The organism is Dyadobacter beijingensis DSM 21582 (assembly GCF_000382205.1).
Classification (GTDB): Bacteria; Bacteroidota; Bacteroidia; order Cytophagales; family Spirosomataceae; genus Dyadobacter; species Dyadobacter beijingensis.
In genome coordinates, this window is sequence record NZ_KB907786.1 from 447,248 (window position 1) to 472,200 (window position 24,953).

Sequence of the window (24,953 nt, forward strand, 5' to 3'; positions counted from 1 at the left end):
TCAAAAATTGGACTACTCAGAATGCAGAACCGCTGATTATACCAGGTGCGGTATGTCGAGACGGTACACGTCGTCGGCGTAGTTGCTCGCGTCGATGGTTACGTCCATGTCTTTCAGAATGCCATTGCCGATGTCGTACACGACGCCATGCACCTGCAACGGTTTGCCGTTAGCCCAGGCAGTTTGTACGATGGTGGTTTTGGCGAGGTCGCGTACCTGTTCCTGCACATTGATTTCGACGAAGCGGTCGGCGCGCAGTTTAAGGTCTTCGATCGCATTCAGTTCCTGTGCGTGCAGGCGATAAACGTCCTTGATATGACGCAACCAGTTGTCGATCAGGCCCACCTGTTTGTTGCCCATAGCGGTGATCACGCCACCGCATCCATAATGCCCGCATACGAGGATATGCTCTACACCGAGCACATTCACAGAGTAATCCAGTACGCTCAGCATGCTGATATCGGTGTGAATCACCATGTTGGCAATGTTCCTGTGAACGAAAATGTCGCCGGGCTGGGTGCCTGTGAGCTGGTTTGCCGGAACGCGGCTATCGGAACAGCCGATCCAGAGGAACTTGGGAGCCTGACCTTTGGCGAGGGTTGAGAAAAATTCGGGGTTTTCTTTGGTCGTCTCTTCCGCCCACTTCTTATTGTTTTCAAATAATTGATTATAAGCCCTTATCATGATTTCTTAAATAAATATTAGGATGAAAAATAGAGGAACATACCGGGTTAGACGCGGAAAGGCCACATCGGCGTTGCTACGACTCGGATGAATGCTTTAAGGAAGAAATCAGATAAACTCCGGGGGCGGAGATAACAGGTTCCGATAAATCTCGTTATCGAAATTGGCAGTGTAGAAGAATGCGCTTTTGACCGGGATCAGGGTAACGAAACGGCCAAATTGAACGCTATGTGAAATGAGAAGCTGGTCGTCATTGAGCTTTTCGACCTCCGTTTTTTCCTCGTTGTCACAGGTTCCCGTATCGCAAACCACAGATGCCTTTTCCTTGACCAGCAGCAGGCTGGCAACATCTGTGGCTTTACAGATGAGGAAGGCCGTAAGTAGTATGAGACACAGCGTCCTGAGCACGGAAAAACGGTTTTTAAAGAGCCAAAGTAACACTTAACGCGTCTAAAACGTTTGGCAAGTTACTTTTTAGTATGGTTTCGAAACGAATTTTGTGTTAAGCGGAAAACGAAAAGATACAAAAAAAGGGTTGAATCAACAACCCTTACTTATTCGCTTTCCATTGCTTTTCATTGTTCTCCAACCAACGCCCCACCAGGAACGCACTGGTTAACAGAACCACATAGAAGGCAATCATAATAATGGTCATTGTCATAGTTGTACTCGATTATAATGCAACGTAAGATGCGCAAAAATAGCTAAAAAAAAGCACATCGGACTGCGGTTAACGAAAAAATTAAAGCACTCCCTTCGTCGACGGCATGAAATCCAGCGCTTTAAGGTCGCGTTTCACAGCCATTTTGATCGCCTTCGCGAATGCCTTGAAAATCGATTCGATCTTGTGGTGCTCGTTGTCGCCTTCCACTTTAATGTTCAGGTTCGAAAGCGAAGTGTCTGAGAATGACTTGAAAAAGTGGAAAAACATTTCTGTCGGCATTTCCCCGATTTTCTCCCTTTTAAATGTAGCATCCCAGACGATCCACGGGCGGCCGGAGAAATCGATCGCCACCTGCGCCAATGCTTCGTCCATCGGCAGCAGGAAGCCGTAACGGCTGATACCGCGCTTATCGCCTATTGCCTGGCGGTACGCTTCGCCCAATGCGAGGGCCGTGTCTTCGATGGTATGATGCTCGTCGATATGCAGGTCGCCTTCGACGTGGATCGACAGGTCGGCGCCGGAATGCCGTGCGAGCTGGTCGAGCATGTGGTCGAAGAAACCGAGGCCGGTATGAATGTCGGAACGGCCGCTGCCATCGAGGTTCAGCTCCACTTTGATCTGCGTTTCCTTGGTGTTTCTCTCTACGGCCGCTTTGCGGGAAGGAAGCTTCAAATGCTCGTAAATCGCGTCCCAGTCGCTGCTAACCAGCGCGGTTGTTGCATGATGCTCATCTGACAGGCCTTCTTCGGGCAGATCGGAGCGGAACAGGATCGCTTTCGCGCCGAGGTTTACGGCCAGCTGCACGTCGGTCAGACGGTCGCCGATGACGTAGCTGTTAGCCAGGTCGTACTCATCGGAAAAGTAGGCCGTGAGCATGCCGATGCCCGGTTTGCGGGTAGGCAGGTTATCTTCGGGAAAGCTGCGGTCGATGTGAACATTGGCGAAACGGACGTCTTCTCCTTCCAGCGTTTTCACCATTTTGTTCTGGGCGGGCCAGAATGTGTCTTCGGGGAAAGAAGCGGTGCCGAGGCCGTCCTGGTTGGTCACCATAACCAGCTCATAATCGGTTTCGTCCGCGATTTTGCGCAATGCGGAAATGGCTTTGGGCAGGAATTCAAGTTTTTCCAGTGAATCAACCTGAAAATCGGTAGGGGGCTCAACGATGATCGTACCGTCGCGATCGATGAATAGTACTTTTTTCATTAACAGATTTTGGATTACAAGCACCTTACCAGAACTCCGCAGCGCTTATTTTGGTGCAAAGTTCGCAAAGAATGCCTAATTGAAAAGCAGTTGACCGCTAATAATGGTGAATGCGGGAATTTTACAGGATGGGAGAGCGGTTAGGAAATTGTAACTTCGCATTATAATCCCTAGTTGAAATGTTTACAGGAATCGTAGAATCCCTCGCAGAGGTAGTGCATATCGAAACGGAAGGTACCAACAAAACCTTCACATTCCGGTCGCCGATCGGTAATGAGTTCAAAATAGATCAGAGCGTAAGCCATAACGGCGTTTGCCTCACGGTAGTAGCCATCGACGGCGACGAATACAAGGTCACGGCCATTGAGGAAACCCTGTTGAAAACAAATCTCGGTGAACTGAGCGCCGGCAGCAAGGTAAACCTCGAACGCTGCATGCCTGCCAACGGCCGTTTCGACGGGCATATCGTGCAGGGCCACGTGGACCAGACCGCCACATGTACGCAGGTGCAGGAGCGGGACGGCAGCTGGCTGTTTGATTTTGCGTATGATGCGTCAAAGGGCAATATTACCGTCGAAAAAGGTTCGATTTGCATTAACGGGGTGAGCCTAACGGTTTTCAATTCCGGTGAAAACACGTTCCGGGTGGCAATTATCCCTTATACCTATAACTTTACGAACTTCCATTCGTTGAAAGCAGGGGATTCGGTGAACCTGGAATTCGATATCCTGGGCAAATACATCAAGAGAATTCTGGGTTCCTATACCGTTTAGGATATTGGCATCTTGGAATATTACGTTTATTTTTACCCGTTTATAATCCCAAAGCGCATCTAACACATTCATGGCCAAAATAAGTACACAGTCCAGAACTGATCTTTTCATACATATCGGAATCATTGTCTCGCTGCTTTTGGTCCTATTTCTGGGTTTTTTCTTCGTTTACCTTCCTTTTACAACCAATCATGGCGAGGCCATTACCGTGCCCGACCTGAAAAAGAAGAATGTGGAAGATCTCGAAGACTTTCTCGGTGATCGTGACCTGCGCTACGAGGTCGACTGTACTTTTGTGACCAATGTACCGGCATTGACGATCATTTCGCAATACCCATTGCCCGGCTCGAAAGTGAAAGAAGGGCGGAAAATTTACGTGACCGTCGTGTCGCGCACGGCCCCGCTGATCAAAATGCCGAAGCTGACCGATATGACGCACCGCAGCGCGCAGATGTTGCTGAAAAGTGTCGGGCTGGAAGAGGGTAACATTTCCTACGTGCCCGATATGGCGCAGAATGCGGTCTTGCGGCAGCTTTACAATGGGAAGGAAATCCTGCCCGGCCAGCCGGTAGCGAAAGGTACCAAAATTGACCTGGAACTGGGCGAAGGATTGGGTACGGCCCAGTTTGAAGCGCCTTCGGCGATCGGAATGCCGCTCGATGAAGCCAAAATCGCCATCGTGGGTGCAGGCCTGAAAGTTGGGCAGGTAATGGAAGTGCCGGCCGAAGAAGGACAGGCGCCGGGCTCTATCGTTCGCCAAAACCCCGATGCTGGAAATAAGGTAAGAATTGGAGACGTAATAGACCTGTGGGTTACCCCGCAGGCGCCTGAATCGACGGATAATGAAAATCAACCGGAGCAGTAAAGGATTTATCACACACAGGATTTTAATATGGATTTGTGCGCTCGTCTTGGCGCATAGCACCGCATTGCGCGCGCAGATAAGCATCGTGCCGATCGATCAGGCCCGGTTCCAGGTTACGGAAGACGACGAGGCCGGTCTCCGCACGCAGGCATCGCTCAACCTGCCGTTTTTCGACGATTTTTCCACGACCAAAACACTCGCTCCCAACACGAACTACTGGTTGCCGGGAAGCGGCGTATACATTAATAATACGCTCACCAGTTCACATCCGTCGATGAATATAGCCACATTCGACGGGCTGAATGCCGCCGGAGTTCCCTACAACCTCGTCAACCCACTGAACCAGGGCTATACCGACACGCTCACTTCGCAGCCGGTCAACCTGGCCGGAAAAGTCGCTGCGGATTCGGTGTACCTGAGCTTTTACTGGGCTGCGAAAGGCCTCGGCGAGCTGCCCGATTCGAGCGACTTCCTGCGGTTGGAATTTTTTAGTAAAACAAAGGAGTGGGTGCCGGTTTGGACGCAGCTCGGCTACCAGGTCGATACGCTGTTTCACCAGCAATTTGTCGTCATTAAGGATGCCAATTATTTCCATGATGCGTTTCAATTCCGGTTCAGGTCGTACGGCCGCAGTTCGGGACCGTATGACACCTGGCACCTGGATTACGTTTATCTGAATGCGAAACGGTCGGCTAAGCAGCCCTACCTGTTTGATGTAGCCATGCGGAAGCCGGTTTCAAGCGTTTTGAAGAAATATACGGCGATGCCGTTGCGTCAGTACCGCGTGAATCCGGCAGCGGTGACGGCCGATTCTGTTAAGACCGACATTGTCAACCATTTCAATAACTTCAACATCCTCACGAGCACATTCACGCTCACGGACGCGCAGCGCGGGACGGAATACCTGCGCAATGTGCAGCGCTCGATCTACGTGGAATCGCTGAAATCCCAGAGACTGGGGGTAAAAACGTCCGCATTGAATCCCGCCGCGCAGCTCGACAGCCTGAATCTGATCAGCAAGTTTTACATTACTACCACTGATACCATTCCCGGCGCCAATCTCAAAACAAACGATACCATTACCGCCCGCACCGCATTGTCGGACTACTTTGCATATGATGACGGAAGCGCCGAATACGGTGTGCAGGTAAACCAGAAGCTGGGCCGGGTTGCGATCCAATACGTGTTGACCAGGGCTGACACGATCGGAGGCATCCGCATGTCGATGGTGTCTTTTAACAAGGATATTTCAGGACAAGGGTTTACCATTCAGATATATGGCAACAAGGGCGGTAAGCCCGACCAGATGATCGCGCAGCGTTCGGTGGCGGTGCGGTACCCGGCTGTTCGTGATGGTTTTGTCGATTACGCATTCACGACCCCGGTGGCGGTATCCGATACTTTTTATGTGGGCTGGCTGCAAATCAACGATCAGCCGGTGACGGTCGGTTTCGACCGTAATTCTTTGCTCGGCAGGAATGCGGTATATTATAATCTGGGCACGGAATGGGCGAAGGAAACGACGCTGAAAGGATCGATCATGGTCCGTCCGTACCTCGGAAAGAGGGCGCAGGGTGTTGTTACCGGCAATGAACCGGCCGGTCAGATCAGTGCGATCTTTTACCCGAACCCTGCCAAAGGCGAAGTGCACTGGAATAACAAATCGCTCCGCCGGATCGACATTTATAGTTCGGGCGGCAAACTGATGCATTCGCTCACACCTGCCCGCGAGCAGCAATCGGCGCCGGTAGGGCATTTAAGTGAGGGCATTTACCTGTTTAAAGCCACCGACGGGAAACGTTCTTTTGTGCAAAAAATGTTAATCTCTAAATAGCTTATCTTCACAACTTTTTGAAATATGGATATTACAGTTGAAGAATTAAAGGAACGTCTGGAAAAGGGCGAAGATCTGCACTTTTACGATGTTCGTGAGGAACACGAATACGAAGAGGACAACCTCGGCGCGGTACTGATCCCGCTAGGCGAGCTTCCCGACCATTTGGATGAGTTGGAGCCGTTGAAAGACGAGGAAATTATCATTCACTGCCGTTCAGGCGCCCGCAGTGGAAAGGCAGCGCGCTACCTCGAATCGCAGGGCTTTTCAAACGTACGCAACGTGTTGGGCGGCATTCTGGCCTACCGCGAGCTGGAAGACTAATTCCGGCAGGCATTTGACGGGACCATTCCCGTCAAATGCCTTTATACAATCCTCCCTTTTCCCGCACGTATTGCAGAATGCGATCGTATTCGTCGGGATGAAACCATTCAAAATTTCCCTGGTGCCTGAACCACGTCAGTTGGCGTTTGGCATATCTGCGGGAGTTTTGCTTCAAAAGCCGCACCATTTCCACCTCGTCGTATTCGCCGTCGAAGCAGGCATATACCTCCCGGTAACCTACTGTTTTCAATGCGTGATGGTCTCTGTACGCGATCACGCTTTTGGCCTCTTCTACGAGCCCTTCTCGCAGCATAATGTCCATTCGCTGATCGATCCGATGGTACAGCTCTGGCCGGTCGCGGTCGAGGGCGATGTTAATGGCCGTAAACGGGCGGTTACCGGTATTTTTTAGCTTGAATTGACTGATGGGTGTCCCCGACGTGTAAAACACTTCCAGCGCCCGCACTACGCGCTGCGGATTGGCAAGCTCCGGTGTAGCCGCAAATTCAGGATCGATCTGCGTGATTTCTTCTTGCAATGCGGGCAGGCCCTGGTCGTTCAATTTCTCCATGAGCGACTCGCGCAGGCCCGGTAGGGGGGCGGGGAGCTCGTCGAGACCTTCGAGTACCGCTTTGACGTAGAATCCCGACCCGCCGGTCATGACAACGATATCATATTTTTGAAACAGCACTTCTAAGAGCGCCAATGCATCGCGTTCAAAATCTCCCGCGCTGTATGCTTCTGCAATGGAGTGGGAATCCACAAAATGGTGACGGGCCTGCGCCAGTTCGTCCGGCGTGGGTTTGGCGGTACCGATACTGAGTTCCCGAAAGAACTGGCGCGAATCGGCGGATATGATTTCGGTCCCCAAATCCTGCGCAAGCCTGATCGACAGGGCTGTTTTCCCGACGGCCGTTGGCCCGGCGATTGTAACCAGATATTTCTGTGGGCTATTTGGCATTGTGCCGTTTTTATTTGAATTTTAATCAGCACAAAAATAGAGATATGGAAGCCTCCACACTAGTTTTTTTGATGATCTCACTCGTTGCCGGCGGCTTGGCCGGCAGTACACTCACAGGGTGGCTGCAAAAGCGGAAGACAAAGAAATATGTATCGGCGCAGGAGGCGACCGTTTTGATCGAGCGGATCGAGAAGGTATTCAAAGTCGTGATGGCGGAGGGTTATTTCACCGAAATCTACAATTACCAGAACGACAAGAACATCTGGAACCTCATTAATGACAAAAAGAAGGCATTGATCATTGCGAAGGCCAAAGTGCTCGTCGGCTATGATTTTGGAAAAATGAAATTCCACCGCCCGGACGGTGAACGCAGGCTTGTTATCGACTTTTTCCCCGCTCCTGAAATTCTTTCGATCGATACCGATTATAAGTTTTATGATATCGAGCAGGGCTGGCTGAACCGTTTTCACAGCGAAGACTACACCGCGATTCTCAACGAGGCCAAGCAGACGATGAACGACAAGGCGATGGAGAGCGATTTGCCGCGCATTGCGGGGAACCAGGTGCAGTTGATGATATTCCAATTGGCGTCGTCGATGAACTGGGAGATTGAATTGAAGTTGCCGGACGGAAATGTGGCCATGCTGAAAGAATTTACACATTACCGCTCAGTGGAAGCACAGGTCGATTCTTTGGGGACCACAAAGGAATAGTTGTTTTTTTTATATAATTTATGCGTTAAACGGCTCTGTCCTCGTCAGAAGGGGAATGGTTTGCGTATTCAGTCGTGTAATTTCTTTTTATCACTTTCTAAACTTTAACAGTTATGTTCAAAAAATTATTACTATTCGCCTCGTTAGTGCTGATGATTGCCATGATAAGTTGCAAGGGAGACGACGGAGCGGTTGGCCCGGCAGGACCGGCGGGTGCCCAGGGGCCGGCAGGACCAGCGGGCCCGGCAGGACCTGCTGGTGAAGATGGTACAGGAGGTGGTGCCACACCAATCATCCTCTCGCTGGGTGAAGTAAGTACCGACACGACGGGTGGATTCGTTACCGGCCAGAGCAACCTTACACCGGACCTGGATACGCTTTTCAGCAATTCGGTGGTGTTGGTTTATTTGAAAGCACAAGGCGTGTACTGGGCTACACCGGGATTGATCAGCTTCGGCGGCGGAGAAGTAAGCTCATTCACATTCATTCACGGTGTTGATCAGAAAACATTCTTCGTTGAAGTATTCCAAACCGACTGGAATGGCACGGCCACAAAGCCGCCGATTCGTAAGTTCCAGGATGTACGCGTGGTGGTTCTTCCAGGTTCAGTGGTACCAGTCGGCGGCCGTTTGAGCTCGGAAATCGACTTCAAAGACTATAACAAAACCATTGCCGCATTCGGCTTGACAGAAGCGAATGTAACAACAATGAACAAGCTGAAATTGAAGATTAAAAACGGAAAGATCATCGGTAGATAATTTGAAATCAGGCATAAACAAAAAGCGCTTCCGATCGGAAGCGCTTTTTGCATTATAAGCTATTTCTTGATTAGTATTCCCAAAGTCCGTGTTCGAGTTCCATCAGCTCCTGTTCGTAGTTCAGGGATTTGATAAGGGCCTCTTTTTCGCCGTTGTAGATATCGAGGAATGCCTTATCGTTGGCGTTCGAGAACTTGGTGATCCGTCCGTAGAACAAGCGAAGGTCAAATGCATCCGCGAGGTTCTTGTTTTGAGCAGTATTATGGGTGTTGTACCAGATATACTTCTTAGGATCGCTTCTGAAAAGTCTTTCTACATCTTTCCAGCGGAACGAGGCTACCGGAAGTTCGAGACCTGTTGCAGTTTGCTCGGCAGGAAGCACGATCGTGATCGTCTGGATGTCGTTGTACAAACGTGATCTTTTCTTATCGAACACCCAGTCTTCCTTCACTTCGAGAATGCTCAGCTGATCCGGGAAGTATTCTTCTTCTGTTGCAGCCAAACTTTGCGTGTCGAAAGAAGTGGTGTCTGGTTTGGGCGCTTCTACCTTTGGTTCTTCTTTGGCGACCTCGGTTTTAGCACCTTTTTTCGAAGATTTCTTCTTGGGAGGACCCCATCCGTCATCTTCTACCACCGCTTCTTTCTTCGGATCTTTTTTGGCACCATTGCCCCATCCATCGTCGGCAGCTGCCTGCTTGCTAGGGTCGGTTTTGGCTTTGGCATCCCATCCATCGGCTTTGGCCGGTTCACCGAAACCTGCCGCAAGTTCCTCGGCAGAGAGGCCGGCGGTTTGGTTAGGGATCAGGACACGTTTATGAAGTTCGTCACCGGTGATTTTGGTAGCGCAGGAATCGTTGGTATAAGCATCGATCAACCCTGCTTTCGCCGCATCCAACAAGTAACGTGTGATCTCATTGTTTTTAGAGAACATGGAAATGTTCTGCTTTTCTTTCAAATCGACCCGTCTCCAGAGCGTTCTTTTCATCATCACATCGCCATCAGAAATGGGGCGTGATGAGAACTGATTCGCAGTCGAATCCTCCTTTTCCTGCGCGAATGCGGCAGTACTTGCAAGAGACAGCGACAGCAAAGACCATGCAATCGTTTTTCCGTTCATTCTTCTCATATCATACATAAAGTTGTATTGTCCAATCAACGACTATAAGTGCTGGATTAGTATAACGCTACGGTACGAGTTTGGTTACCCATTTCCACTTCGCTAACAGCACCTTTGAAATTTTGACGTTCCACTTTCAGGATTTGGATCACGTAGCGGTCGCCAGGCTGTGCTTGCTGTGCCAGCGAGGAAATAGAGCCGCCGCCGCCGCTAAGCGTCACGCCGTTTATCCGTCTTGTACCGCGGGCGAGCGACACTTCAACCTGTGACACGCGAAATTTTGCATCTTCCGGCGAGAAGTTTTTAAAGCTCTCGTCAGGAACCGCCACGATCTGAATGCTTCTTGTACCCGCAGCCGGTGCACCACGACGCTCATCGAATGCAGCACCGTTCACGCGAACTTCCAAAGATGGTTTCGGAACACGGTTTACCTTGAATGGCTCTGAACCAAGCACATTGCCTGCATTGCTTACCGTAATGTTCAGGCTCGCTTTGTTAGGTACAATCGTGAATTTGCCCTTCTGACCGCTGTTGATAATCTCACCGCCGTCTGTCGAGAAATTAGGTGCCCAAAGCGCTCCCAATGCCGGGCTTTGGATGCTCAGTTTGTTGGCGCAGCCAAAGTACAATGGAGGCAAAGTTCCTGTTTCGATCTGATAGGACGGCTTCACGACGAAGTATTCCTGGCTCATGGTGTAAGTAGTGTCTTTTCCCGATGGGGTAGGGATGGTGATCTGTCCGCGAAGCTCTCTTTTGGCAAGACCCTCCGCATTGTAACCACCGCCTTGCGCCGTGAATTCGATCAACCCTACGCCGTTTTCAACTTTCACCGGAGAACCGTTCAGGCTCATGCGGGGTGTGATACCCGAAGCAGAAGCGGCGATGAACATTTGTCCTTTGAATTTGGTACCGGCCACCACCGTTTTGGCATCGGCACTTACCATCGCCAGTACGCGGTCGAACTTAATGTCCGCGGCACCTACTTTGGTGGCAAGGTAGTTCAGTACTTCACCCTCCATCCGACGGATATCGGTTTGCTTCTGGCTCAAAACGGCCAATGCAGCCGCGACGGGCGTCGATTCGAAGTTCAGTTCGGCAAAATCCTTGTTACGCTGGTCTTTGTTGCCTTTTGCGAGCGGATCTTCACGACCATCGAGCGCGAGTGCCTGGAATTTGTTAGGCGATACCTTGTTGAGTTCGTTGGTAAATGCATTCAGCTTTTGTTTCAATGCATATGCCTTACCATTCTTGCGAACGCCGATCATCAACTCGGCTACTTTTGTTTCTTCCTGTGGATTTTTGATAGCTCCTTCCTCATTGTAGCCGGCCCCTGCATCTTTGATAATTTCATCTTTCAATGCATTCAGCTCGTTCGACATACTGGAAGACAGCTTGCGTACCTCCTCGGCTTCTTTGATTACGGCGACGTCGGCTGCCCGGTTACCTGATTTTTCAACTGCCGCTTTGATTTTCAACACAGTTTCTTGATTAATCCTGTCAGCGGCTCCCGAAGAAAGTTGCAATGAATTGTTCAGAAGGAGGAATTTCTCGATGATCGCTGAACTTACCTGCAATGCGAGCATTGCCGTAAGCACCAGATACATCATTCCAATCATCTTTTGACGGGGTGTTTCTTTTCCACCTGCCATATTGTTGTGTAATCAGTTTTCAGTGATTGAATTATTTAACTAACAACAATGACTCTGCAATCCCTTGAATTGCAGAGTCATTGCCAGAAGGCAGTTAGGCATTGCCACCGCGCATCGCCGTCAGCATGTTTCCGTAAATGCTGTTCAGCGAAGAAATGTTGGTAGTCAGGCGAGACATTTCGTTTTTGAACACCTGCGATTCCTTCGTAGCGTCGGCCATGTTTTCCATAGCGGCTGTCAGGTTACCGTAGAATGCGTTCATCGCCTTCAGGTGTTTTGTAGTGTCCTGCAATTCGAGTTCGTACACCGCGTTCAATGCACCCATGTTCTTGGTGATCTGCTGGAACTGGTCGCGGTACGACTGCGCGTCTTTCGTAGCGTCAGCCATGGAAGTCATTGCATTGATCGCCACACCGTACGACTTGTTCATGTCGCTGATCGCCGTCGATGCATTCTTCACATTCTTCGCGTAATCGTTGGTAGCAACGGTTGCGTCGGTAAGGTCAGTGATTCTGCCAACGGTATCCGACAGGTTTTTGAAGCCTTTGCCAAGGCTGTCGAAGATATCGGGAGTGATCTTCGCGCTGTCGAGCATCGTGTCGAGTTTGGCAGTGATATTGCTGCTAGGGGCTGCATTTCTGCTGATAGCCGGACCTGAATAGTCATCGGCCAGCTCAGGATATACGCGGGTCCAGTCTGGTTCTTTGTCTACGGATTGGGTGAGTGTCTGCAATGCATAAAGCAAGAATATCAGAACCTCGGTGCCCAGACCTGCTGTTAGCATAGGGCCGCCTCCATCCCAGTGCTGGATTTTAAAAAGAGCTCCTAAAATTACCACGGCAGCACCCGCACTATAAATTGTTGGTACTAGTTTATCCCAAAAAAAATTAGGTCCGCTACTCTTAGCCATACGAATTGAAATCGGTTACAGTGAAAAAATTATAGTTAGTAAGGTGTTAGATTGACTCGGTCTGATCGTAAAAAAGAAGCAGAGTATAAACGCTGCTTCTTTTAAAGTGAAAGTGTTTTTTAGCGACGACGGGCGCGAGCTCCTCCGCGGTCGTTGACATTATCCATCACGCAACGGAAGCCGATGAATGCGCGGGTTTCGGTTTCGAACTCGTAGGTACGGGTACCTGTCTGCAGGTAATATGCGATATCTTTCCATGAACCGCCTTTTACCACTTTACGCGGTTCATCCGGGTTGTCGTAGCGCGGGTTCATATCCCATACGATCGCCGTTGCATTGTCGGTGTAAGCGTCTGATGTCCACTCCGCCACGTTTCCGGCCATGTTGTACAAACCGAAGTCGTTAGGGTTGTACGCATTGGCGGGCCCGGTGTATGGGTAACCGTCGGCGTCATAATTTCCGCGCTGCGGTTTGAAATTTGCCAGGAAGCAACCTTTTGCGTTCATGGTGTATGGGTTACCCCAGGGGTATTTGGCAACGGCGCGGCCGCCTCTTGCTGCCCATTCCCATTCAGCCTCTGTCGGCAGGCGGAAGCCTGTCGAGTTGAACTGACCTTCCTTGTTCTGGAAGTCGTGGAGCAGGTTGGTACGCCATTTTGAGAAGTATTGTGCAGCGATCCAGCTTACGCCTACCACAGGATAGGTATCGAAGCCCGGGTGCTGGTAGTAGTATTCTACGAATGGATCGCCGTTGGAGTAGGCAAAGTCTTTTTTCCAAACGGTGGTGTCGGGATAGTATTTGGCCATGATCTCCTCCTCGCCCAATACGGATACAGAGTCAACCAGCAGCGCGTTCACGAACTGACGATATTCGTTGTTGGTGATTTCGGTATCATCCATGAAGAATGAACTGATGGTCACGCGGCGGTTCATGTTGTTCATGGAGGAAGCGATGTCTTCGTCTGCCTGGCCCATTACAAAAGAACCGGAGGGGATCACGACCATCCCGGCGGGTGTGGTCTGCTTGAATCCTTTACGGGCAGTCGCAGTAATCTCACCGTTTTGAATACCGCTTTCTTCTTTTCCTCCCTTGCCAAACTTGCTCTTAAGAAAACCGCAGCTTTGCAAGAGCATCAATGCGGCTACCAGAAGCAGGCTTTTGACTCCATCCCGATAGAACACTTTCACATTCATAGTGGTTTTGTAAATTTTGATAATAAAATGCTAGCCTAAAAACGTCAACGAATGATATCTAGTATACTTGAAATAAAAACAAAATGTAGACGCCTGTCAGATCGTATACCCCGGATTTCGAAGGTGAAATCGCTAAGGATCAGTTACTAAACCAGGTGTTTATCGACTTAACGTAAGAATAATGCAATTGGTATGGAAGCCGAACATTTTACAAATATAAATCAAAGTTTCGCAAACTGCTTCACACGACTTACCAAGAGGTTTGTAAAAAGCGTCGATTTGACATTCAAATCTTGGATTTTTAATAATTAGGTGATAAAATATTAATATTGCCCGACACGTTTGCGCCGGCCCGTCAGAAGCGGAAACGCGGCGTGCGGACGGGTGCCTTTTTGCCCAGTTTTGGCGAAGGCAGGGCATAGGAAAGCATCACTTCGAACGATGAAGGAGCCTTGGCCTTGTTGCCGCCTACAACCATATCATACGCGCCCGAGAGCCGCAGCGATTGATCGGACAGCAGATAAATTCCGCCCATGATGATGAAGTAGGTGTCCTGCTGCCGGTAAGTACCGCCAATCCAGTAACGTTTGTTGTAGGTAACGGTCGCGCCGCCCTCCACCGATACTGTGCTGATATCCGATTTTACGAGCACGATCGGCTGGATATCCAGCAGATAACCCAGTTCGAGATTCACGCCGGCATTGAAATATAATGTACGCGGCAGCGGGTTGGTACCGGTTTCCGAGCCGAGCTGGTATTTTGGTTTCAAAAAGTGGTTCAAGGAAACGCCTGCGTAGAAAGTCTCGTTCTCGAAGCGGGCGCCTACGGAGAAATCCGGGTTCATTTCCGCAATCGTTCCGGTCTGGATCAAAGGATCGTCCGGGTCACGGGCGCGCAGCTTGCCGTAATCGATGGCCTGGCGGAAAAGGCCTGCACTGACGCCCAGCCCAAGTTTACCACCCGCAATCGGGAGCTGGTAAGCGGCCGAAAGTTTGAAATCCTGATCGGTGCGGGGGCCGCTCTTGTCGTTTAATGCGTAAAAACCGATCCCGAAATTTTTGATCGGCATGCTGAATGAGAACAGCTGCGTCGAAAGTGCGCCGCCGGTGTCGTCGATATTAGTGCCCTGATAACCTGCATATTGTGTCCGGTGTGTGAGCTGGAACTTGGTCAGCCCGTCGGAACCGGCCGCGGCGGGGTTAAGGTAAAGCTGGTTGAGAGAGAATAAGCTGAACTGCGCGTCCTTCTGGGCAATGGCGCAGAGCGGCATAAAAAGCAGAAGTGCAAAGGGCCGGATATATCTGGTACTTCGAATAGTAAAAGTCAAAGTCATGCCGCAGGAATAGATTTAAGGAACAAGCTGATATGCTTTCGGATTTAGATTGATAACGCATATTGCTTAAAAAAATTGATATAAACATGAAAAAGCCCCGGATTTTTTCCGGGGCTTTTCGTGCCTCTAAAAAGCAATTTATACGTTGTTCGCCTTGCGGATATAAAGGTCGAGCGCGCCTGTCATCGAAGGGGCATTGGGCAGCGGTGCCTGGATGTCCAGGAACAATCCTGCGTCCTCGACCGCCTTCGCGGTGGTGGGCCCGAATGCCGCAATACGGGTGTTGTTCTGCTTGAAATCCGGGAAGTTTTCGAAAAGCGATTTGATCCCCGACGGACTGAAAAACGCGATGATGTCGTAATAAACATCTTCGAGGTCGGAAAGGTCGGACGATACGGTCTGGTACATCGTCGCTTCCGTGAAGTGGAATTCTTCGGTATCCGCGAATTCGGGGATGTCGTTCTTTCTGACGTCCGAGCAAGGATAAAGGAACTTCTCCTTTTTGTGTTTGCGCATGAGCTCGATCAGTTCTGCGGCGGTTTTGGTGCCTGTGAAGATCTTTCTCTTACGGATCACGATGTATTTCTGGAGGTAATTGGCCGTTTGCTCCGAAATGCAGAAATATTTCATCGTAGCGGGTACTTCCACCCGGCCTTCGTTACAAATACGGAAGAAATGGTCAATCGCGTTACGGCTGGTGAAAATGACGGCCGTGTGGTCCAGGATGTTGACTTTTTGCTTGCGAAAGTCTTTGTAGGAGACTCCGTCCACCTGTATGAACGGCCGGAAATCAACCTTGATATTATACTTTCTGGCTAATTCATAATAAGGTGAATTCTCGTCTGCTGGTCGGGATTGACTTACCAAAAGACTGGTTACTTTTTTAAGCCTGTCCTGATCAAAATTGATGGTATCACTCATGTATAATCCTCATTAGTTTATTCCCAAAACACCTTTCCTGACTATAAAGCAAACTTCATACTCACGATGAGCGGGATAATTTCGATGACACAAAGGTAAGAAAATAAATAGAGATTAATCAACGAGCCGGCCGGCTTGGCTACAACATATAGTCCGATGAACCGGGCCAGATAGAAAAAAAGAAACGGTAAAAGAACGTATGGCCTGCTTGCATCCAGCCAGTTGATGTGATTGGAATACAATGCGAATATGACAAGGAAAATCAATGCGTAAAAGAGGTACGAAGATTGGACGATCTTGATGAAAATAATGTCGACCTGCTTGTCCAGATTAAGCATATTGCCCGTCAGGACCATAAAAATGTACTTCGCGTAGATCAGCAGGAAGAAGATCAGCGAAAGAATAAAAAAGTCGCCCAGGATCTGTAACGTATTCACTTTTTCCGAAAGTATCGTGCTCACGGAGAAGAGGTTAAGCCTGTTGATCGATAGGTATATCACCGTAAAGCCCATCATCATCGAACTGATCACGACGAAGAAGATCACGGTGTTACTGTAAGGCTTGTTGATCTTCGAAAGCTGGTCGCGCGGGTCGTTGTTAAAAAATTCGATAGGATTTAGTAAACGGATAAATGAAAGCGGGTTCAGGTTAAAAATCCACGCATTCAATATCAGGATGATGATCAATGCGATGCCCGCAAATGTACCGAAGGGTGAGAACGAAATCGGTTTGATATTAATGAATCCCGAGCGGGCAGGCGTCGTGTTTTGAGAGTCGGCCTGCGTCTTTTTATTACAGATAATGACTGTTTTATCACCAATGCCGGCGCTTCCGTATAACGTGAGCAGCAGTTCGTCCTTGCGATAAAGCCGGTATAAACTGTCCAGATTGAGCTCCTGCCATTTGCCTCCGTCTATCCGGTTTTGCAATGCACCTTCGAGAAAAAGGTAGCTGTCGTTGTCCGAATATACCAGCAACGAATACCGCCGGTTTTTGACCAGATCAATATAAAGGCTTGCGAAGTGCGTGCCCTCATTTACGCCCTGTGAGAACGGGACGTAGTTCTTGTATTGCTCATTATAGACCAGCCAATCGTCCTGGTAGTTATATACGGGGAAGAACTGGCGGGGCGGGTTCACTTTCGCCGCGCTGTGCGCACTCGTCCCCAACAAGCTGAATGCCGTGAAAAAAGCCCAAAAAAAAGCGGTAAAGATGGACTTCATCGGTACAAAAAAGGCTGGGTTTCCCCAGCCCTTTGATCAAAGTCAGTTAGCAATGATTATTTCTTACCCAATGCGAGCAGCATGGTTTCGCCGATCAATGCCGGTGATTCTGCCACGAAAAGGCCTGATTCTTTCATGATACGGATTTTCGCTTCGGCGGTATCGTCGGCGCCGCCGATGATCGCACCCGCGTGGCCCATACGGCGTCCTTTCGGTGCAGTCTGGCCGGCGATGAAACCTACTACGGGTTTTTTGTTGCCCGTCGATTTAATGTATGCAGCAGCGTCCGCTTCCATGCTTCCGCCGATCTCACCGATCATCACGATCGCTTCGGTTTCGTCGTCGTTCATCAGGAGCTCAACGGCTTCCTTGGTAGTAGTACCGATGATCGGGTCACCGCCGATACCGATCGCCGTAGTCTGGCCCAATCCGGCGCGTGTCAGCTGGTCAACTGCTTCATAAGTAAGCGTACCTGATTTCGATACCAGACCGATCGTTCCTTTTTTGAAGATAAAGCCCGGCATAATGCCTACTTTACATTCTTCTGCGGTGATGATACCCGGACAGTTAGGGCCGATCAGGCGGCAGTTTTTGTTTTTGATATATTCTTTCGCCTGTACCATGTCCTTGGTAGGGATACCCTCGGTGATACAAACGATAACGCCGATACCAGCATCAGCAGCTTCCATGATCGCGTCGGCAGCGAAAGCCGGTGGAACAAAGATGATGGAAACGTCTGCCCCGGTAGCGCGTACGGCAAGGTCAACGGTATTAAAAACAGGTCTTTCCAAATGAGAAAGCCCACCTTTGCCAGGCGTAACACCACCTACTACATTCGTACCGTATTCAATCATTTGCTGGGCATGGAACGAGCCCTCCGAACCGGTAAATCCCTGAACTATAATCTTGGAGTTTTTATTAACTAAAACGCTCATGTTGGTAAATCAGTTTTTTCGGTAAAAGTAGGACGAAAAGCACGAAGTAGCAAAATGTAGGCATAATTTGTAAATTGCTTTTTTGACATCATGATGGCTGTTTATGAACATATTTCTGAATCCGCATATATTTTCTAATCTCGTTCTAACGATCACCAGTTTATTTGTCTTCTTGCGCTATTTCAGGCAACAGCCGGTTTTGATCCGCTGGCTCTGGGGTATTTTTTTCGGGAGCATTACGCTCGTTGCGCTCACCGACCTGCTGTTCTATGCCGGTGTCGACGGACTGGAAACCGTCCGCGGTATCCTTGTCGCGGGGGAAATGACGCTCGGCGCCCTGTGTCTTGTGACTGCCTCCTGGTGCCTCATCATGCGATACCAGAGCGGTACTTACCTCTTTTTTTCGACGATCGGCCTGGGCGCACTGCTCTTTTATTGCATTACCTGGTTCCGGGTGGAATACGTAGGCCTGATCATCAAGGCATTTTGCATTCTGGTAACATTGCTCATCTCCTGCGTGGGGCTCGCCAATCGCCAGAAGAGCGCCCTGTGGACGCTCTTTTCGATGATGCTGCTGGCGCTTTCGACGAAGTCGGGGAAGCTTCCCTTGCCGATGGACCCTGTGGATATCAACCACTATATGATGGTGTTATCGGTGATCTGCGTAGGCAGGGCGGTACGCGACCAGTACAAGATCCTCTTTTAAGTTCAAACAATTGTTAATGGATTGCATTTTTCAGAACGCGTGTCGTAAATTGCACCAGTTAATCTTTAACCAAACAAGTTTACTAATACTCATAATATGAAAACGACCAAGTATGGCGTAATGCTTCTTGCCTCAGTTCTGGCTTTCGGAGCAGTTACATTGAACCCTGTTTCGGCTAAAACATCTCCTGCAAAAGAAGTTACAAGCGATGTGAAGCAAGCTAAGGCGATCGTGATCAAAGGAAGTGATGCAATGCAGTTCGACCTGAAAGAGATCAAAGTAAAGGCCGGACAAAAAGTGAAATTGACGCTGACTCACTCAGGTAAACTTGCGAAAGCGGCAATGGGACACAACTGGGTGCTTTTGAAACCAGGTACCGATATCGCTGCATTCGGCTCGAAAGCCGCTGCTGCACGCGAAACCGAATATATCCCCGCATCAGAGAAAGCGAGCATCATCGCGCATACCAAGCTGGTAGGCGGTGGCGAAAGCGACACGGTTGAATTCACGGCTCCTGCCAAAGGAACTTACACATTCATTTGCAGCTTCCCAGGCCACTACGCATTGATGAAAGGTAGCTTCATCGTTGAATAGTCGATCCTGAGCTTACATATAAAAGGCGCCGCATTTGTGCGGCGCCTTTTCTGTTTTTATATCTCTGCCAACTGCTTCTCGATCAGTTCGATCACCTCGGGCCGGTCCCATTGTGATGCGCCGATTTCCTGGGTGAGGATCTTGCCTTTATATATAATGTACGTCCGGGGGATCGCATTGCCGTCGAGCGCGCCGGGGTAGGGGCCTGCGTATTGGTAAAATGGCAGGTTATAGCCTTTGCGAGCGATGAACGGGTTTACCGTCTCGGCGTCTTCGTCGGAGATAATGTAGAATGCGACTTTTGCGTGGTCTTTGTATTTGTCGTAAAGCGTCTGAATGCTCGGCATTTCCATATTGCAGGGCCCGCACCAGGTGGCCCACACGTTCACAAAAGCGATCTTGTTTTCGTCCATCGCTACCTCCTTGCCGGTAAGGTCGGTTAGCGGAAGATACACCGACTCCGGCGCTGCGGGCGCTTCCGTCAGCTGCGGGCTGTCCTGCACGGGCGATTTGAAAAACACAAAATAAACCGCCGCACCCGCCATAGCGAGCAACAAAAAGAGGGATATTTTCCGGGTGGTTGATGACATAATTGGTCAAGTTCTGGTGAATGGATGTGGATATGAGCCATTCCAAAAATAGGGCTTTTCTTTTTTTGATGCTGACTCGGAATTTGAATACTTTTATACACTATTTAAAAAACATCGATTTGAGGAAAAGGTTTACGTTCATGAGACTTCAATTTACTGGCATTTTATTTCTCCTTGCGCTTACACTCCATTGCCCCGCATTTGCCCAACGTTCTGCTGCCGAGTATTTCGAAGACGGTAATACCAAAGCCGGTACAGGCGATTTCAATGGCGCTATGCAGGCTTACACGACCGTCATCTCGATGAACCCGGAGCACGCGCCCAGCTATTTCAACCGCGGACTTGCCAAGGCCAACCTCAAAGATTACCGCGGCGCCATGCTCGATTACGACAAGGCGATCGAACTGAACCCCAAAGAAGCATTATACTACCAGAGCCGGGGCGTAAGCAAAAGCTTGCAGGAAGATTACCGATCGGCGATCGACGACTATTCCAAATCCATTGAAATCAACCCGGAAGAGCCCAAAGCCTACTATAACCGCGGTGTGAGTTATGCCAAACTAAAAAATCACCGTAATGCGCTCACAGATCTCGACCACGCATTGGCCCTGAACCCCGACGAGCTCGCCGCATTGTACGCACGGGGCAATTGCAAGCAGGACCTGGCCGAATATGCCGGCAGCCTGGCCGATTTCACGCGTGTGATCGAGCTGAGCCCCAAGCGAACGGGCGCTTACGCGGGAAGGGGCCTTGCCAAGCTCGAACTGGGCGATTACCAGGGCGCAGCAGCCGATTTTACCCGTGCCATTGAGCTGAGTCCGAATGAAAGTGAGTATTACAACAACAGAGGTTTGGCTAAAACCAAGCTGGAAGATTACCAGGGCGCCATCATTGATTTTGACAAAACCATTCAGCTCGATCCGGAAAACTACAATGCCTATTACGGACGTGGTTTTGCGAAAGGCAAGCTGAATGATCCGCGCGGCGCCATTGCCGATCTTTCCAAGGCTACCGAAGTGAAAAATCCATACACCGGCGATCCTAAAAAGAATGCGTACACCGGTAAAATCACTAAAGAGAAACTCGACGAGCTGCGCGACCAGGTGCAGACGAATATCAAAATCGATAACCTCACGAACGAGCGCGCGGAAGCGTATTACGTACGCGCGATCGCGAAATCGAAAGTGGGGGAATTCAAAGGAGCGCTTGCCGACCTGACCACCGCCGTGGAACTCAACCCGACTTATTCGAACGCCTATTTTTCACGCGCCATGATCCGCTCGGCATCGGGCGATCAAATGGGCGCCGTGCTGGATTTTACCAGCTCCATTAAGCTGCGCTCCGACTATCCGGAGGCGTATTATTTGAGAGGCATCGTAAAAAACAGCCTGGGTGAGATCAATGACGGCTGCCTGGATTTAAGTAAGGCCGGTGAGCTGGGGTATCAGCAGGCTTATAAGGTCATTGGGGCGTATTGTAACTAATGGAAGAAGGGGAGTAAAGGGAGGAAGGAATTGGAAGAATTGAGAAAAAACGAAATGTCAACCTGAGCGAAGTCGAAGGCAGTCCATAAGGTAAACGCATCGTACATGCGCTTCGACTGCGCTCAGCGTGACATTAAGCCTTTTTCAAATTCTCAGCCACTTTATCCCAGTTTATCACATCCCAGAATGCCTTGATGTAATCCGGACGTTTGTTTTGGTAGTGCAGGTAGTAGGCGTGCTCCCATACGTCGAGGGCAAGGATAGGCGTGCCTTTGAAATCGGAGACGTCCATTAATGGGTTATCCTGGTTGGGGGTAGAGCCTACCGCCAGTTTACCGCCTTTGGCAACCAGCCACGCCCAGCCCGAACCGAACCGCGTTGTAGCGGCCTTGCCAAACTCTTCTTTGAATTTTTCAAATGAACCGAACTGCCCATTGATGGCGTCTGCCACGGCGCCGGTGGGCGCTGCGCTTTTCTTCGGCCCCATTACTTCCCAAAAGAATGTATGGTTCCAATGCCCGCCGCCATTGTTACGGATGGCCGTCGGCGCCTTGCTGATTCCTTTGATAATATCTTCGAGGGATTTCTTTTCCCATTCTGTTCCTTTTACGGCGTCGTTGAGGTTTTTGACGTAGGTCGCGTGGTGTTTGCCGTAGTGGATTTCCATCGTCATTTTATCGATGCTGGGCTCCAGTGCGCCGAAGTCGTAAGGAAGGGGCGCCTGCTTGAATGGCGCCGTTTCTGCTAATATGGTCGTGGATGTACCTGCGGCCATTGATTGTTCCGCCAATGCGCTAACAGTCAATGCACTGCCTGCAAGTGTCTTTAAGAAATCAGTCCTATTCATGATAGTACAACAAGTGTTTAGTGTTAATCATAAGCCACCCGGCTTACGATGCTGCGGCCGAGCGTAATCTCGTCCGCATATTCGAGGTCTCCGCCGATGGGGATACCTCTTGCGATAGTGCTTATTTTAACGCCGGTGGCTTTCAACTTTTTTTGCAGGTAAAAAGCCGTGGTGTCACCTTCCATCGTAGGGCTCAATGCCAGTATCACTTCCTGGACCGCCTCTTCGGCCTCGCGTTCGCCGATACGGCCCATCAACGAATCGATTTCCAGGTCCGAAGGCCCGATGCCTTCCAGCGGTGAAATAATGCCGCCCAGCACATGGTACAACCCCCGGTACTGGTTCGTCGATTCGATCGCCAGTACGTCGCGCGTGTCTACCACGACGCAAATGGTCGTCTGGTCGCGCTTGTTATTGCTGCAAATGTTGCAAAGCACGTCGTCGGCGATGTTGTGGCAGCGGGTACAATAGGTGGTTTTGGTACGCATGTTCACCAATGCATCGGACAGCGAGCGCGTTTGCTCCTCGTCCCTTTTCAGCAAATGTAATGCCAGGCGTAATGCTGTTTTTTTGCCTATTCCCGGAAGGCGGGATATTTCGGCGACGGCTTCCTCAATAAGACGTGAGGGGTAGTTCATGGGAAGATGCTGAGTGATGGGCCCGGTGGTGCTTCGAGGCCCGTTTGTTGATGCGGCAATGCTGCCAAGCGGCGGAATATCAATGTACTTCCGCAGAAATGCCCCGGCGGCAGATCTCGTTGCGCATTCCGGCAAGCTCTTCGAAAGAACCTTCCTTCACCGAGCATTTGCCTTTATAATGGATGATGATCGTGCATTGTTCCGCCTGCTCGTTGGAATGACCGCAAACTTCGATCAGCGTATCGATCACCCAGTCGAATGTATTGACGTCGTCATTGTAGATTACCAGCTTTTTAATGTCCGTATCTACGGTTTCTTCCAGAATTTCAAGCTCTGTGTCTGTGAGCGCTTGCATAACAATCAAATTTCTGTTTGATTAGCAAATCTAATTAAAAACGGAGACTATCCGAAGCTTTTAAGCGCCTTTTAATCCACTCCTGAATCCCCAAATACCCACTTTAATGAACCCTTACATCTCCCTGCTGATACTGGTAGTTTACTTTGGAATGCTGATAACGGTGTCCATTTTTACGTCCAGGGGAGCGGATACGAATACCTTTTTTACCGCTAACCGGCAGTCTCCGTGGTACCTGGTGGCGTTCGGGATGATCGGTACTTCGCTGTCGGGCGTCACGTTCGTGTCGGTGCCGGGAGCGGTGGCGAATATCCAGTTTTCATACTTCCAGGTGGTCATCGGGTACATTCTGGGTTACCTCGTGATCGGTACGGTGCTGATGCCGCTTTACTACCGGCTGAACCTCATTTCCATCTATTCCTACCTCGAACAACGCTTTGGTTTTTGGTCGTACAAAACCGGCTCCGGCTTCTTCCTGCTCTCGCGCACGGTGGGCTCGGCCGTACGCCTGTACGTGGCCGCGCAGGTGTTGCAGCTCGCCTTGTTCAAGCCGCTGGGTATACCCTTCGAAGTAGCGGTGGCCATTACTATATTCCTGATCTGGATCTACACATTCAAAGGCGGGGTGAAGACGATCATCGTCACGGACACGCTGCAGACATTCTTCCTCATTACGGCCGTTGTGCTTACCATTATACTGGTTTCCAGTGAATTAAAGCTGGATGGTTTGGGTGGCATCTGGACTGCCGTGCAAAAAAGCGGCTATTCTCAGATCTTCTACTGGGATACCAACGATCCTAAAAACTTCTTCAAACAGTTTTTCGCCGGCGTGTTCATCGCCATTGTGATGACCGGCCTGGACCAGGATCTAATGCAGAAAAACCTTACCTGCAAGAACATCGGCGAAGCGCAGAAGAACATGTTCTGGTTTGTGGTGGTGCTCGTGATCGTGAACTTCCTGTTCCTGTCGCTCGGCGCATTGCTTTACGTATATGCGGAGGCGCAGGGGATCCCGACAACCCCTAAAACGGACGATTTCTACCCGATGCTCGCGCTCAACCACCTCGGTCTGGTGGTAGGCATTACCTTCCTGCTGGGCATTACGGCAGCCACTTACGCAAGCTCCGATTCGGCCCTTACGGCGTTGACGACCGCGTTTTGTATCGACTTCATGGAAATCGAAAAGCGGCCGGAGGAAAAGCGTTCTTCCATTAAATTCTGGGTGCACGTAGGTTTCTCCATCGTATTTTACCTGGTCATTCTCATTTTCAACCGGATGAACAATAAGGAAGTTATCACGGCCGTGTTCGATCTGGCGGGCTATACCTACGGGCCTTTGCTCGGACTATTCTCGTTCGGCGCATTCCTGAAACGGCCGGTGCTGGACCGCTACGTGCCTTTCGTCTGCATTCTCGCGCCGATTATTACCTACGTGATCAACGATCATTCGGCCGAGTGGTTCAATGGCTATAAATTCGGTTTTGAAAGGCTGATAATCAATGGTTTGATTACGTTTATAGGGCTTTGGCTCCTCCATGATCGCAACGGAAAACGGTATGTACCGCAGGCTTAGTGCGTCCGGATTTTCCCAAATTGCCCTAATATGCAAAGCCCCGGAAATGGTTACCTATTTCCGGGGCTTTTTCTTGTATATATCCAAAAAAATATTAACTTTCTGA

At 49.9% G+C, this 24,953-nt stretch carries 26 protein-coding genes; 10 read left to right on the forward strand and 16 right to left on the reverse strand.

What is annotated here, in order from left to right; translation table 11 throughout:
- Positions 1 to 36: 36 nt before the first annotated feature.
- From can to hisB, 3 genes are all read right to left on the reverse strand, one after another.
- Positions 37 to 684, reverse strand: coding sequence for a carbonate dehydratase (gene can / locus H144_RS0101865; protein WP_019940327.1), 648 nt, complete (start codon positions 682 to 684; stop codon positions 37 to 39).
- A gap of 108 nt (positions 685 to 792) precedes the next feature.
- Positions 793 to 1,092, reverse strand: coding sequence for a hypothetical protein (locus H144_RS0101870; protein ID WP_157504401.1), 300 nt, complete (start codon positions 1,090 to 1,092; stop codon positions 793 to 795).
- A 334-nt stretch (positions 1,093 to 1,426) separates the two neighbouring features.
- Positions 1,427 to 2,551: a bifunctional histidinol-phosphatase/imidazoleglycerol-phosphate dehydratase HisB gene (gene hisB, locus H144_RS0101880; protein ID WP_019940330.1), complete on the reverse strand. Its 1,125-nt coding sequence runs from the start codon at positions 2,549 to 2,551 to the stop codon at positions 1,427 to 1,429.
- A 179-nt stretch (positions 2,552 to 2,730) separates the two neighbouring features.
- On the opposite strand from hisB, the gene H144_RS0101885 reads away from it, so the two are divergent.
- The 4 genes from H144_RS0101885 to H144_RS0101900 all read left to right on the forward strand — a co-directional run bounded on the left by H144_RS0101885 (position 2,731) and on the right by H144_RS0101900 (position 6,347).
- Positions 2,731 to 3,324: a riboflavin synthase gene (locus H144_RS0101885; RefSeq protein WP_019940331.1), complete on the forward strand. Its 594-nt coding sequence runs from the start codon at positions 2,731 to 2,733 to the stop codon at positions 3,322 to 3,324.
- Between the two features lie 70 nt (positions 3,325 to 3,394).
- The gene (locus H144_RS0101890) at positions 3,395 to 4,189 is read left to right on the forward strand and encodes a PASTA domain-containing protein (protein ID WP_019940332.1); all 795 of its coding nucleotides are present in this window, start codon (positions 3,395 to 3,397) and stop codon (positions 4,187 to 4,189) included.
- On the forward strand, positions 4,167 to 6,023 hold the full coding sequence (locus H144_RS0101895; protein ID WP_026350336.1) for a T9SS type A sorting domain-containing protein: 1,857 nt from the start codon (positions 4,167 to 4,169) through the stop codon (positions 6,021 to 6,023). The genes H144_RS0101890 and H144_RS0101895 overlap by 23 nt, the downstream gene beginning before the upstream one ends.
- Before the next feature lie 24 nt (positions 6,024 to 6,047).
- On the forward strand, positions 6,048 to 6,347 hold the full coding sequence (locus H144_RS0101900) for a rhodanese-like domain-containing protein (RefSeq protein WP_019940334.1): 300 nt from the start codon (positions 6,048 to 6,050) through the stop codon (positions 6,345 to 6,347).
- A 31-nt stretch (positions 6,348 to 6,378) separates the two neighbouring features.
- Here H144_RS0101900 and miaA read toward each other — a convergent pair whose 3' ends face one another.
- On the reverse strand, positions 6,379 to 7,308 hold the full coding sequence (gene miaA / locus H144_RS0101905) for a tRNA (adenosine(37)-N6)-dimethylallyltransferase MiaA (protein WP_019940335.1): 930 nt from the start codon (positions 7,306 to 7,308) through the stop codon (positions 6,379 to 6,381).
- Positions 7,309 to 7,352: 44 nt separating this feature from the next.
- On the opposite strand from miaA, the gene H144_RS0101910 reads away from it, so the two are divergent.
- Positions 7,353 to 8,021 (forward strand): DUF4230 domain-containing protein, encoded by a 669-nt coding sequence (locus tag H144_RS0101910; protein ID WP_019940336.1) that lies wholly within the window; start codon positions 7,353 to 7,355, stop codon positions 8,019 to 8,021.
- Positions 8,022 to 8,134: 113 nt separating this feature from the next.
- Positions 8,135 to 8,779, forward strand: coding sequence for a hypothetical protein (locus tag H144_RS0101915; protein WP_019940337.1), 645 nt, complete (start codon positions 8,135 to 8,137; stop codon positions 8,777 to 8,779).
- 70 nt (positions 8,780 to 8,849) lie between these two features.
- Here the strand turns inward: H144_RS0101915 and porN are convergent, their stop codons facing one another.
- The 8 genes from porN to sucD all read right to left on the reverse strand — a co-directional run bounded on the left by porN (position 8,850) and on the right by sucD (position 18,060).
- On the reverse strand, positions 8,850 to 9,914 hold the full coding sequence (gene porN / locus H144_RS0101920; protein ID WP_157504403.1) for a type IX secretion system ring subunit PorN/GldN: 1,065 nt from the start codon (positions 9,912 to 9,914) through the stop codon (positions 8,850 to 8,852).
- A 38-nt stretch (positions 9,915 to 9,952) separates the two neighbouring features.
- Entirely contained in the window at positions 9,953 to 11,545 is a 1,593-nt protein-coding gene (gene porM, locus H144_RS0101925) for a type IX secretion system motor protein PorM/GldM (protein ID WP_084599900.1), read from the reverse strand.
- A 94-nt stretch (positions 11,546 to 11,639) separates the two neighbouring features.
- A complete protein-coding gene (gene porL / locus H144_RS0101930) occupies positions 11,640 to 12,455 on the reverse strand; it encodes a type IX secretion system motor protein PorL/GldL (RefSeq protein WP_026350339.1) in 816 nt (271 codons plus the stop codon).
- A 119-nt stretch (positions 12,456 to 12,574) separates the two neighbouring features.
- The gene (gene porK / locus H144_RS0101935; RefSeq protein ID WP_019940341.1) at positions 12,575 to 13,648 is read right to left on the reverse strand and encodes a T9SS ring complex lipoprotein PorK/GldK; all 1,074 of its coding nucleotides are present in this window, start codon (positions 13,646 to 13,648) and stop codon (positions 12,575 to 12,577) included.
- Positions 13,649 to 14,003: 355 nt separating this feature from the next.
- On the reverse strand, positions 14,004 to 14,981 hold the full coding sequence (locus H144_RS0101940; protein ID WP_169409361.1) for a PorP/SprF family type IX secretion system membrane protein: 978 nt from the start codon (positions 14,979 to 14,981) through the stop codon (positions 14,004 to 14,006).
- 138 nt (positions 14,982 to 15,119) lie between these two features.
- Positions 15,120 to 15,902, reverse strand: a complete 783-nt coding sequence (locus tag H144_RS0101945) for a uroporphyrinogen-III synthase (RefSeq protein WP_019940343.1) — start codon at positions 15,900 to 15,902, stop codon at positions 15,120 to 15,122.
- A gap of 41 nt (positions 15,903 to 15,943) precedes the next feature.
- Positions 15,944 to 17,125 carry a DUF4271 domain-containing protein gene (locus tag H144_RS0101950; RefSeq protein WP_019940344.1) on the reverse strand — a complete coding sequence of 394 codons (1,182 nt, stop codon included), beginning with the start codon at positions 17,123 to 17,125 and terminating at the stop codon, positions 15,944 to 15,946.
- Between the two features lie 56 nt (positions 17,126 to 17,181).
- Positions 17,182 to 18,060 (reverse strand): succinate--CoA ligase subunit alpha, encoded by an 879-nt coding sequence (gene sucD, locus H144_RS0101955; protein ID WP_019940345.1) that lies wholly within the window; start codon positions 18,058 to 18,060, stop codon positions 17,182 to 17,184.
- 199 nt (positions 18,061 to 18,259) lie between these two features.
- Here sucD and H144_RS0101960 point away from each other — a divergent pair, with 199 nt between their 5' ends.
- Entirely contained in the window at positions 18,260 to 18,766 is a 507-nt protein-coding gene (locus H144_RS0101960) for a hypothetical protein (protein ID WP_229207828.1), read from the forward strand.
- A gap of 96 nt (positions 18,767 to 18,862) precedes the next feature.
- Positions 18,863 to 19,360: an azurin gene (azu, locus tag H144_RS0101965; RefSeq protein WP_019940347.1), complete on the forward strand. Its 498-nt coding sequence runs from the start codon at positions 18,863 to 18,865 to the stop codon at positions 19,358 to 19,360.
- Between the two features lie 56 nt (positions 19,361 to 19,416).
- On the opposite strand, the gene H144_RS0101970 is transcribed toward azu, so the two are convergent.
- Positions 19,417 to 19,950 carry a redoxin family protein gene (locus tag H144_RS0101970; RefSeq protein WP_033402349.1) on the reverse strand — a complete coding sequence of 178 codons (534 nt, stop codon included), beginning with the start codon at positions 19,948 to 19,950 and terminating at the stop codon, positions 19,417 to 19,419.
- A gap of 20 nt (positions 19,951 to 19,970) precedes the next feature.
- Here H144_RS0101970 and H144_RS0101975 point away from each other — a divergent pair, with 20 nt between their 5' ends.
- Positions 19,971 to 21,434: a tetratricopeptide repeat protein gene (locus H144_RS0101975; RefSeq protein WP_019940349.1), complete on the forward strand. Its 1,464-nt coding sequence runs from the start codon at positions 19,971 to 19,973 to the stop codon at positions 21,432 to 21,434.
- 133 nt (positions 21,435 to 21,567) lie between these two features.
- Here the strand turns inward: H144_RS0101975 and H144_RS0101980 are convergent, their stop codons facing one another.
- The 3 genes from H144_RS0101980 to H144_RS0101990 all read right to left on the reverse strand — a co-directional run bounded on the left by H144_RS0101980 (position 21,568) and on the right by H144_RS0101990 (position 23,274).
- On the reverse strand, positions 21,568 to 22,281 hold the full coding sequence (locus H144_RS0101980) for a superoxide dismutase (protein WP_026350343.1): 714 nt from the start codon (positions 22,279 to 22,281) through the stop codon (positions 21,568 to 21,570).
- Positions 22,282 to 22,304: 23 nt separating this feature from the next.
- The gene (gene recR / locus H144_RS0101985; protein ID WP_019940351.1) at positions 22,305 to 22,919 is read right to left on the reverse strand and encodes a recombination mediator RecR; all 615 of its coding nucleotides are present in this window, start codon (positions 22,917 to 22,919) and stop codon (positions 22,305 to 22,307) included.
- A gap of 79 nt (positions 22,920 to 22,998) precedes the next feature.
- Entirely contained in the window at positions 22,999 to 23,274 is a 276-nt protein-coding gene (locus tag H144_RS0101990) for an ATP-dependent Clp protease adaptor ClpS (protein ID WP_019940352.1), read from the reverse strand.
- 106 nt (positions 23,275 to 23,380) lie between these two features.
- On the opposite strand from H144_RS0101990, the gene H144_RS0101995 reads away from it, so the two are divergent.
- Positions 23,381 to 24,847, forward strand: a complete 1,467-nt coding sequence (locus tag H144_RS0101995; RefSeq protein ID WP_019940353.1) for a sodium:solute symporter — start codon at positions 23,381 to 23,383, stop codon at positions 24,845 to 24,847.
- Positions 24,848 to 24,953: the final 106 nt, after the last annotated feature.

What these genes read in the sequence shown, in the direction of transcription:
- can (WP_019940327.1), bottom strand. Translation starts at nt 684, where the DNA reads ATGATAAGGGCTTATAATCAATTATTTGAAAACAATAAGAAGTGGGCG.
- hisB (WP_019940330.1), bottom strand. Translation starts at nt 2,551, where the DNA reads ATGAAAAAAGTACTATTCATCGATCGCGACGGTACGATCATCGTTGAG.
- H144_RS0101885 (WP_019940331.1), top strand. Translation starts at nt 2,731, where the DNA reads ATGTTTACAGGAATCGTAGAATCCCTCGCAGAGGTAGTGCATATCGAA.
- H144_RS0101890 (WP_019940332.1), top strand. Translation starts at nt 3,395, where the DNA reads ATGGCCAAAATAAGTACACAGTCCAGAACTGATCTTTTCATACATATC.
- H144_RS0101895 (WP_026350336.1), top strand. Translation starts at nt 4,167, where the DNA reads ATGAAAATCAACCGGAGCAGTAAAGGATTTATCACACACAGGATTTTA.
- H144_RS0101900 (WP_019940334.1), top strand. Translation starts at nt 6,048, where the DNA reads ATGGATATTACAGTTGAAGAATTAAAGGAACGTCTGGAAAAGGGCGAA.
- miaA (WP_019940335.1), bottom strand. Translation starts at nt 7,308, where the DNA reads ATGCCAAATAGCCCACAGAAATATCTGGTTACAATCGCCGGGCCAACG.
- H144_RS0101910 (WP_019940336.1), top strand. Translation starts at nt 7,353, where the DNA reads ATGGAAGCCTCCACACTAGTTTTTTTGATGATCTCACTCGTTGCCGGC.
- H144_RS0101915 (WP_019940337.1), top strand. Translation starts at nt 8,135, where the DNA reads ATGTTCAAAAAATTATTACTATTCGCCTCGTTAGTGCTGATGATTGCC.
- porN (WP_157504403.1), bottom strand. Translation starts at nt 9,914, where the DNA reads ATGTATGATATGAGAAGAATGAACGGAAAAACGATTGCATGGTCTTTG.
- porM (WP_084599900.1), bottom strand. Translation starts at nt 11,545, where the DNA reads ATGGCAGGTGGAAAAGAAACACCCCGTCAAAAGATGATTGGAATGATG.
- porL (WP_026350339.1), bottom strand. Translation starts at nt 12,455, where the DNA reads ATGGCTAAGAGTAGCGGACCTAATTTTTTTTGGGATAAACTAGTACCA.
- porK (WP_019940341.1), bottom strand. Translation starts at nt 13,648, where the DNA reads ATGAATGTGAAAGTGTTCTATCGGGATGGAGTCAAAAGCCTGCTTCTG.
- H144_RS0101940 (WP_169409361.1), bottom strand. Translation starts at nt 14,981, where the DNA reads ATGACTTTGACTTTTACTATTCGAAGTACCAGATATATCCGGCCCTTT.
- H144_RS0101945 (WP_019940343.1), bottom strand. Translation starts at nt 15,902, where the DNA reads ATGAGTGATACCATCAATTTTGATCAGGACAGGCTTAAAAAAGTAACC.
- H144_RS0101950 (WP_019940344.1), bottom strand. Translation starts at nt 17,125, where the DNA reads ATGAAGTCCATCTTTACCGCTTTTTTTTGGGCTTTTTTCACGGCATTC.
- sucD (WP_019940345.1), bottom strand. Translation starts at nt 18,060, where the DNA reads ATGAGCGTTTTAGTTAATAAAAACTCCAAGATTATAGTTCAGGGATTT.
- azu (WP_019940347.1), top strand. Translation starts at nt 18,863, where the DNA reads ATGAAAACGACCAAGTATGGCGTAATGCTTCTTGCCTCAGTTCTGGCT.
- H144_RS0101970 (WP_033402349.1), bottom strand. Translation starts at nt 19,950, where the DNA reads ATGTCATCAACCACCCGGAAAATATCCCTCTTTTTGTTGCTCGCTATG.
- H144_RS0101975 (WP_019940349.1), top strand. Translation starts at nt 19,971, where the DNA reads ATGGATGTGGATATGAGCCATTCCAAAAATAGGGCTTTTCTTTTTTTG.
- H144_RS0101980 (WP_026350343.1), bottom strand. Translation starts at nt 22,281, where the DNA reads ATGAATAGGACTGATTTCTTAAAGACACTTGCAGGCAGTGCATTGACT.
- recR (WP_019940351.1), bottom strand. Translation starts at nt 22,919, where the DNA reads ATGAACTACCCCTCACGTCTTATTGAGGAAGCCGTCGCCGAAATATCC.
- H144_RS0101990 (WP_019940352.1), bottom strand. Translation starts at nt 23,274, where the DNA reads ATGCAAGCGCTCACAGACACAGAGCTTGAAATTCTGGAAGAAACCGTA.
- H144_RS0101995 (WP_019940353.1), top strand. Translation starts at nt 23,381, where the DNA reads ATGAACCCTTACATCTCCCTGCTGATACTGGTAGTTTACTTTGGAATG.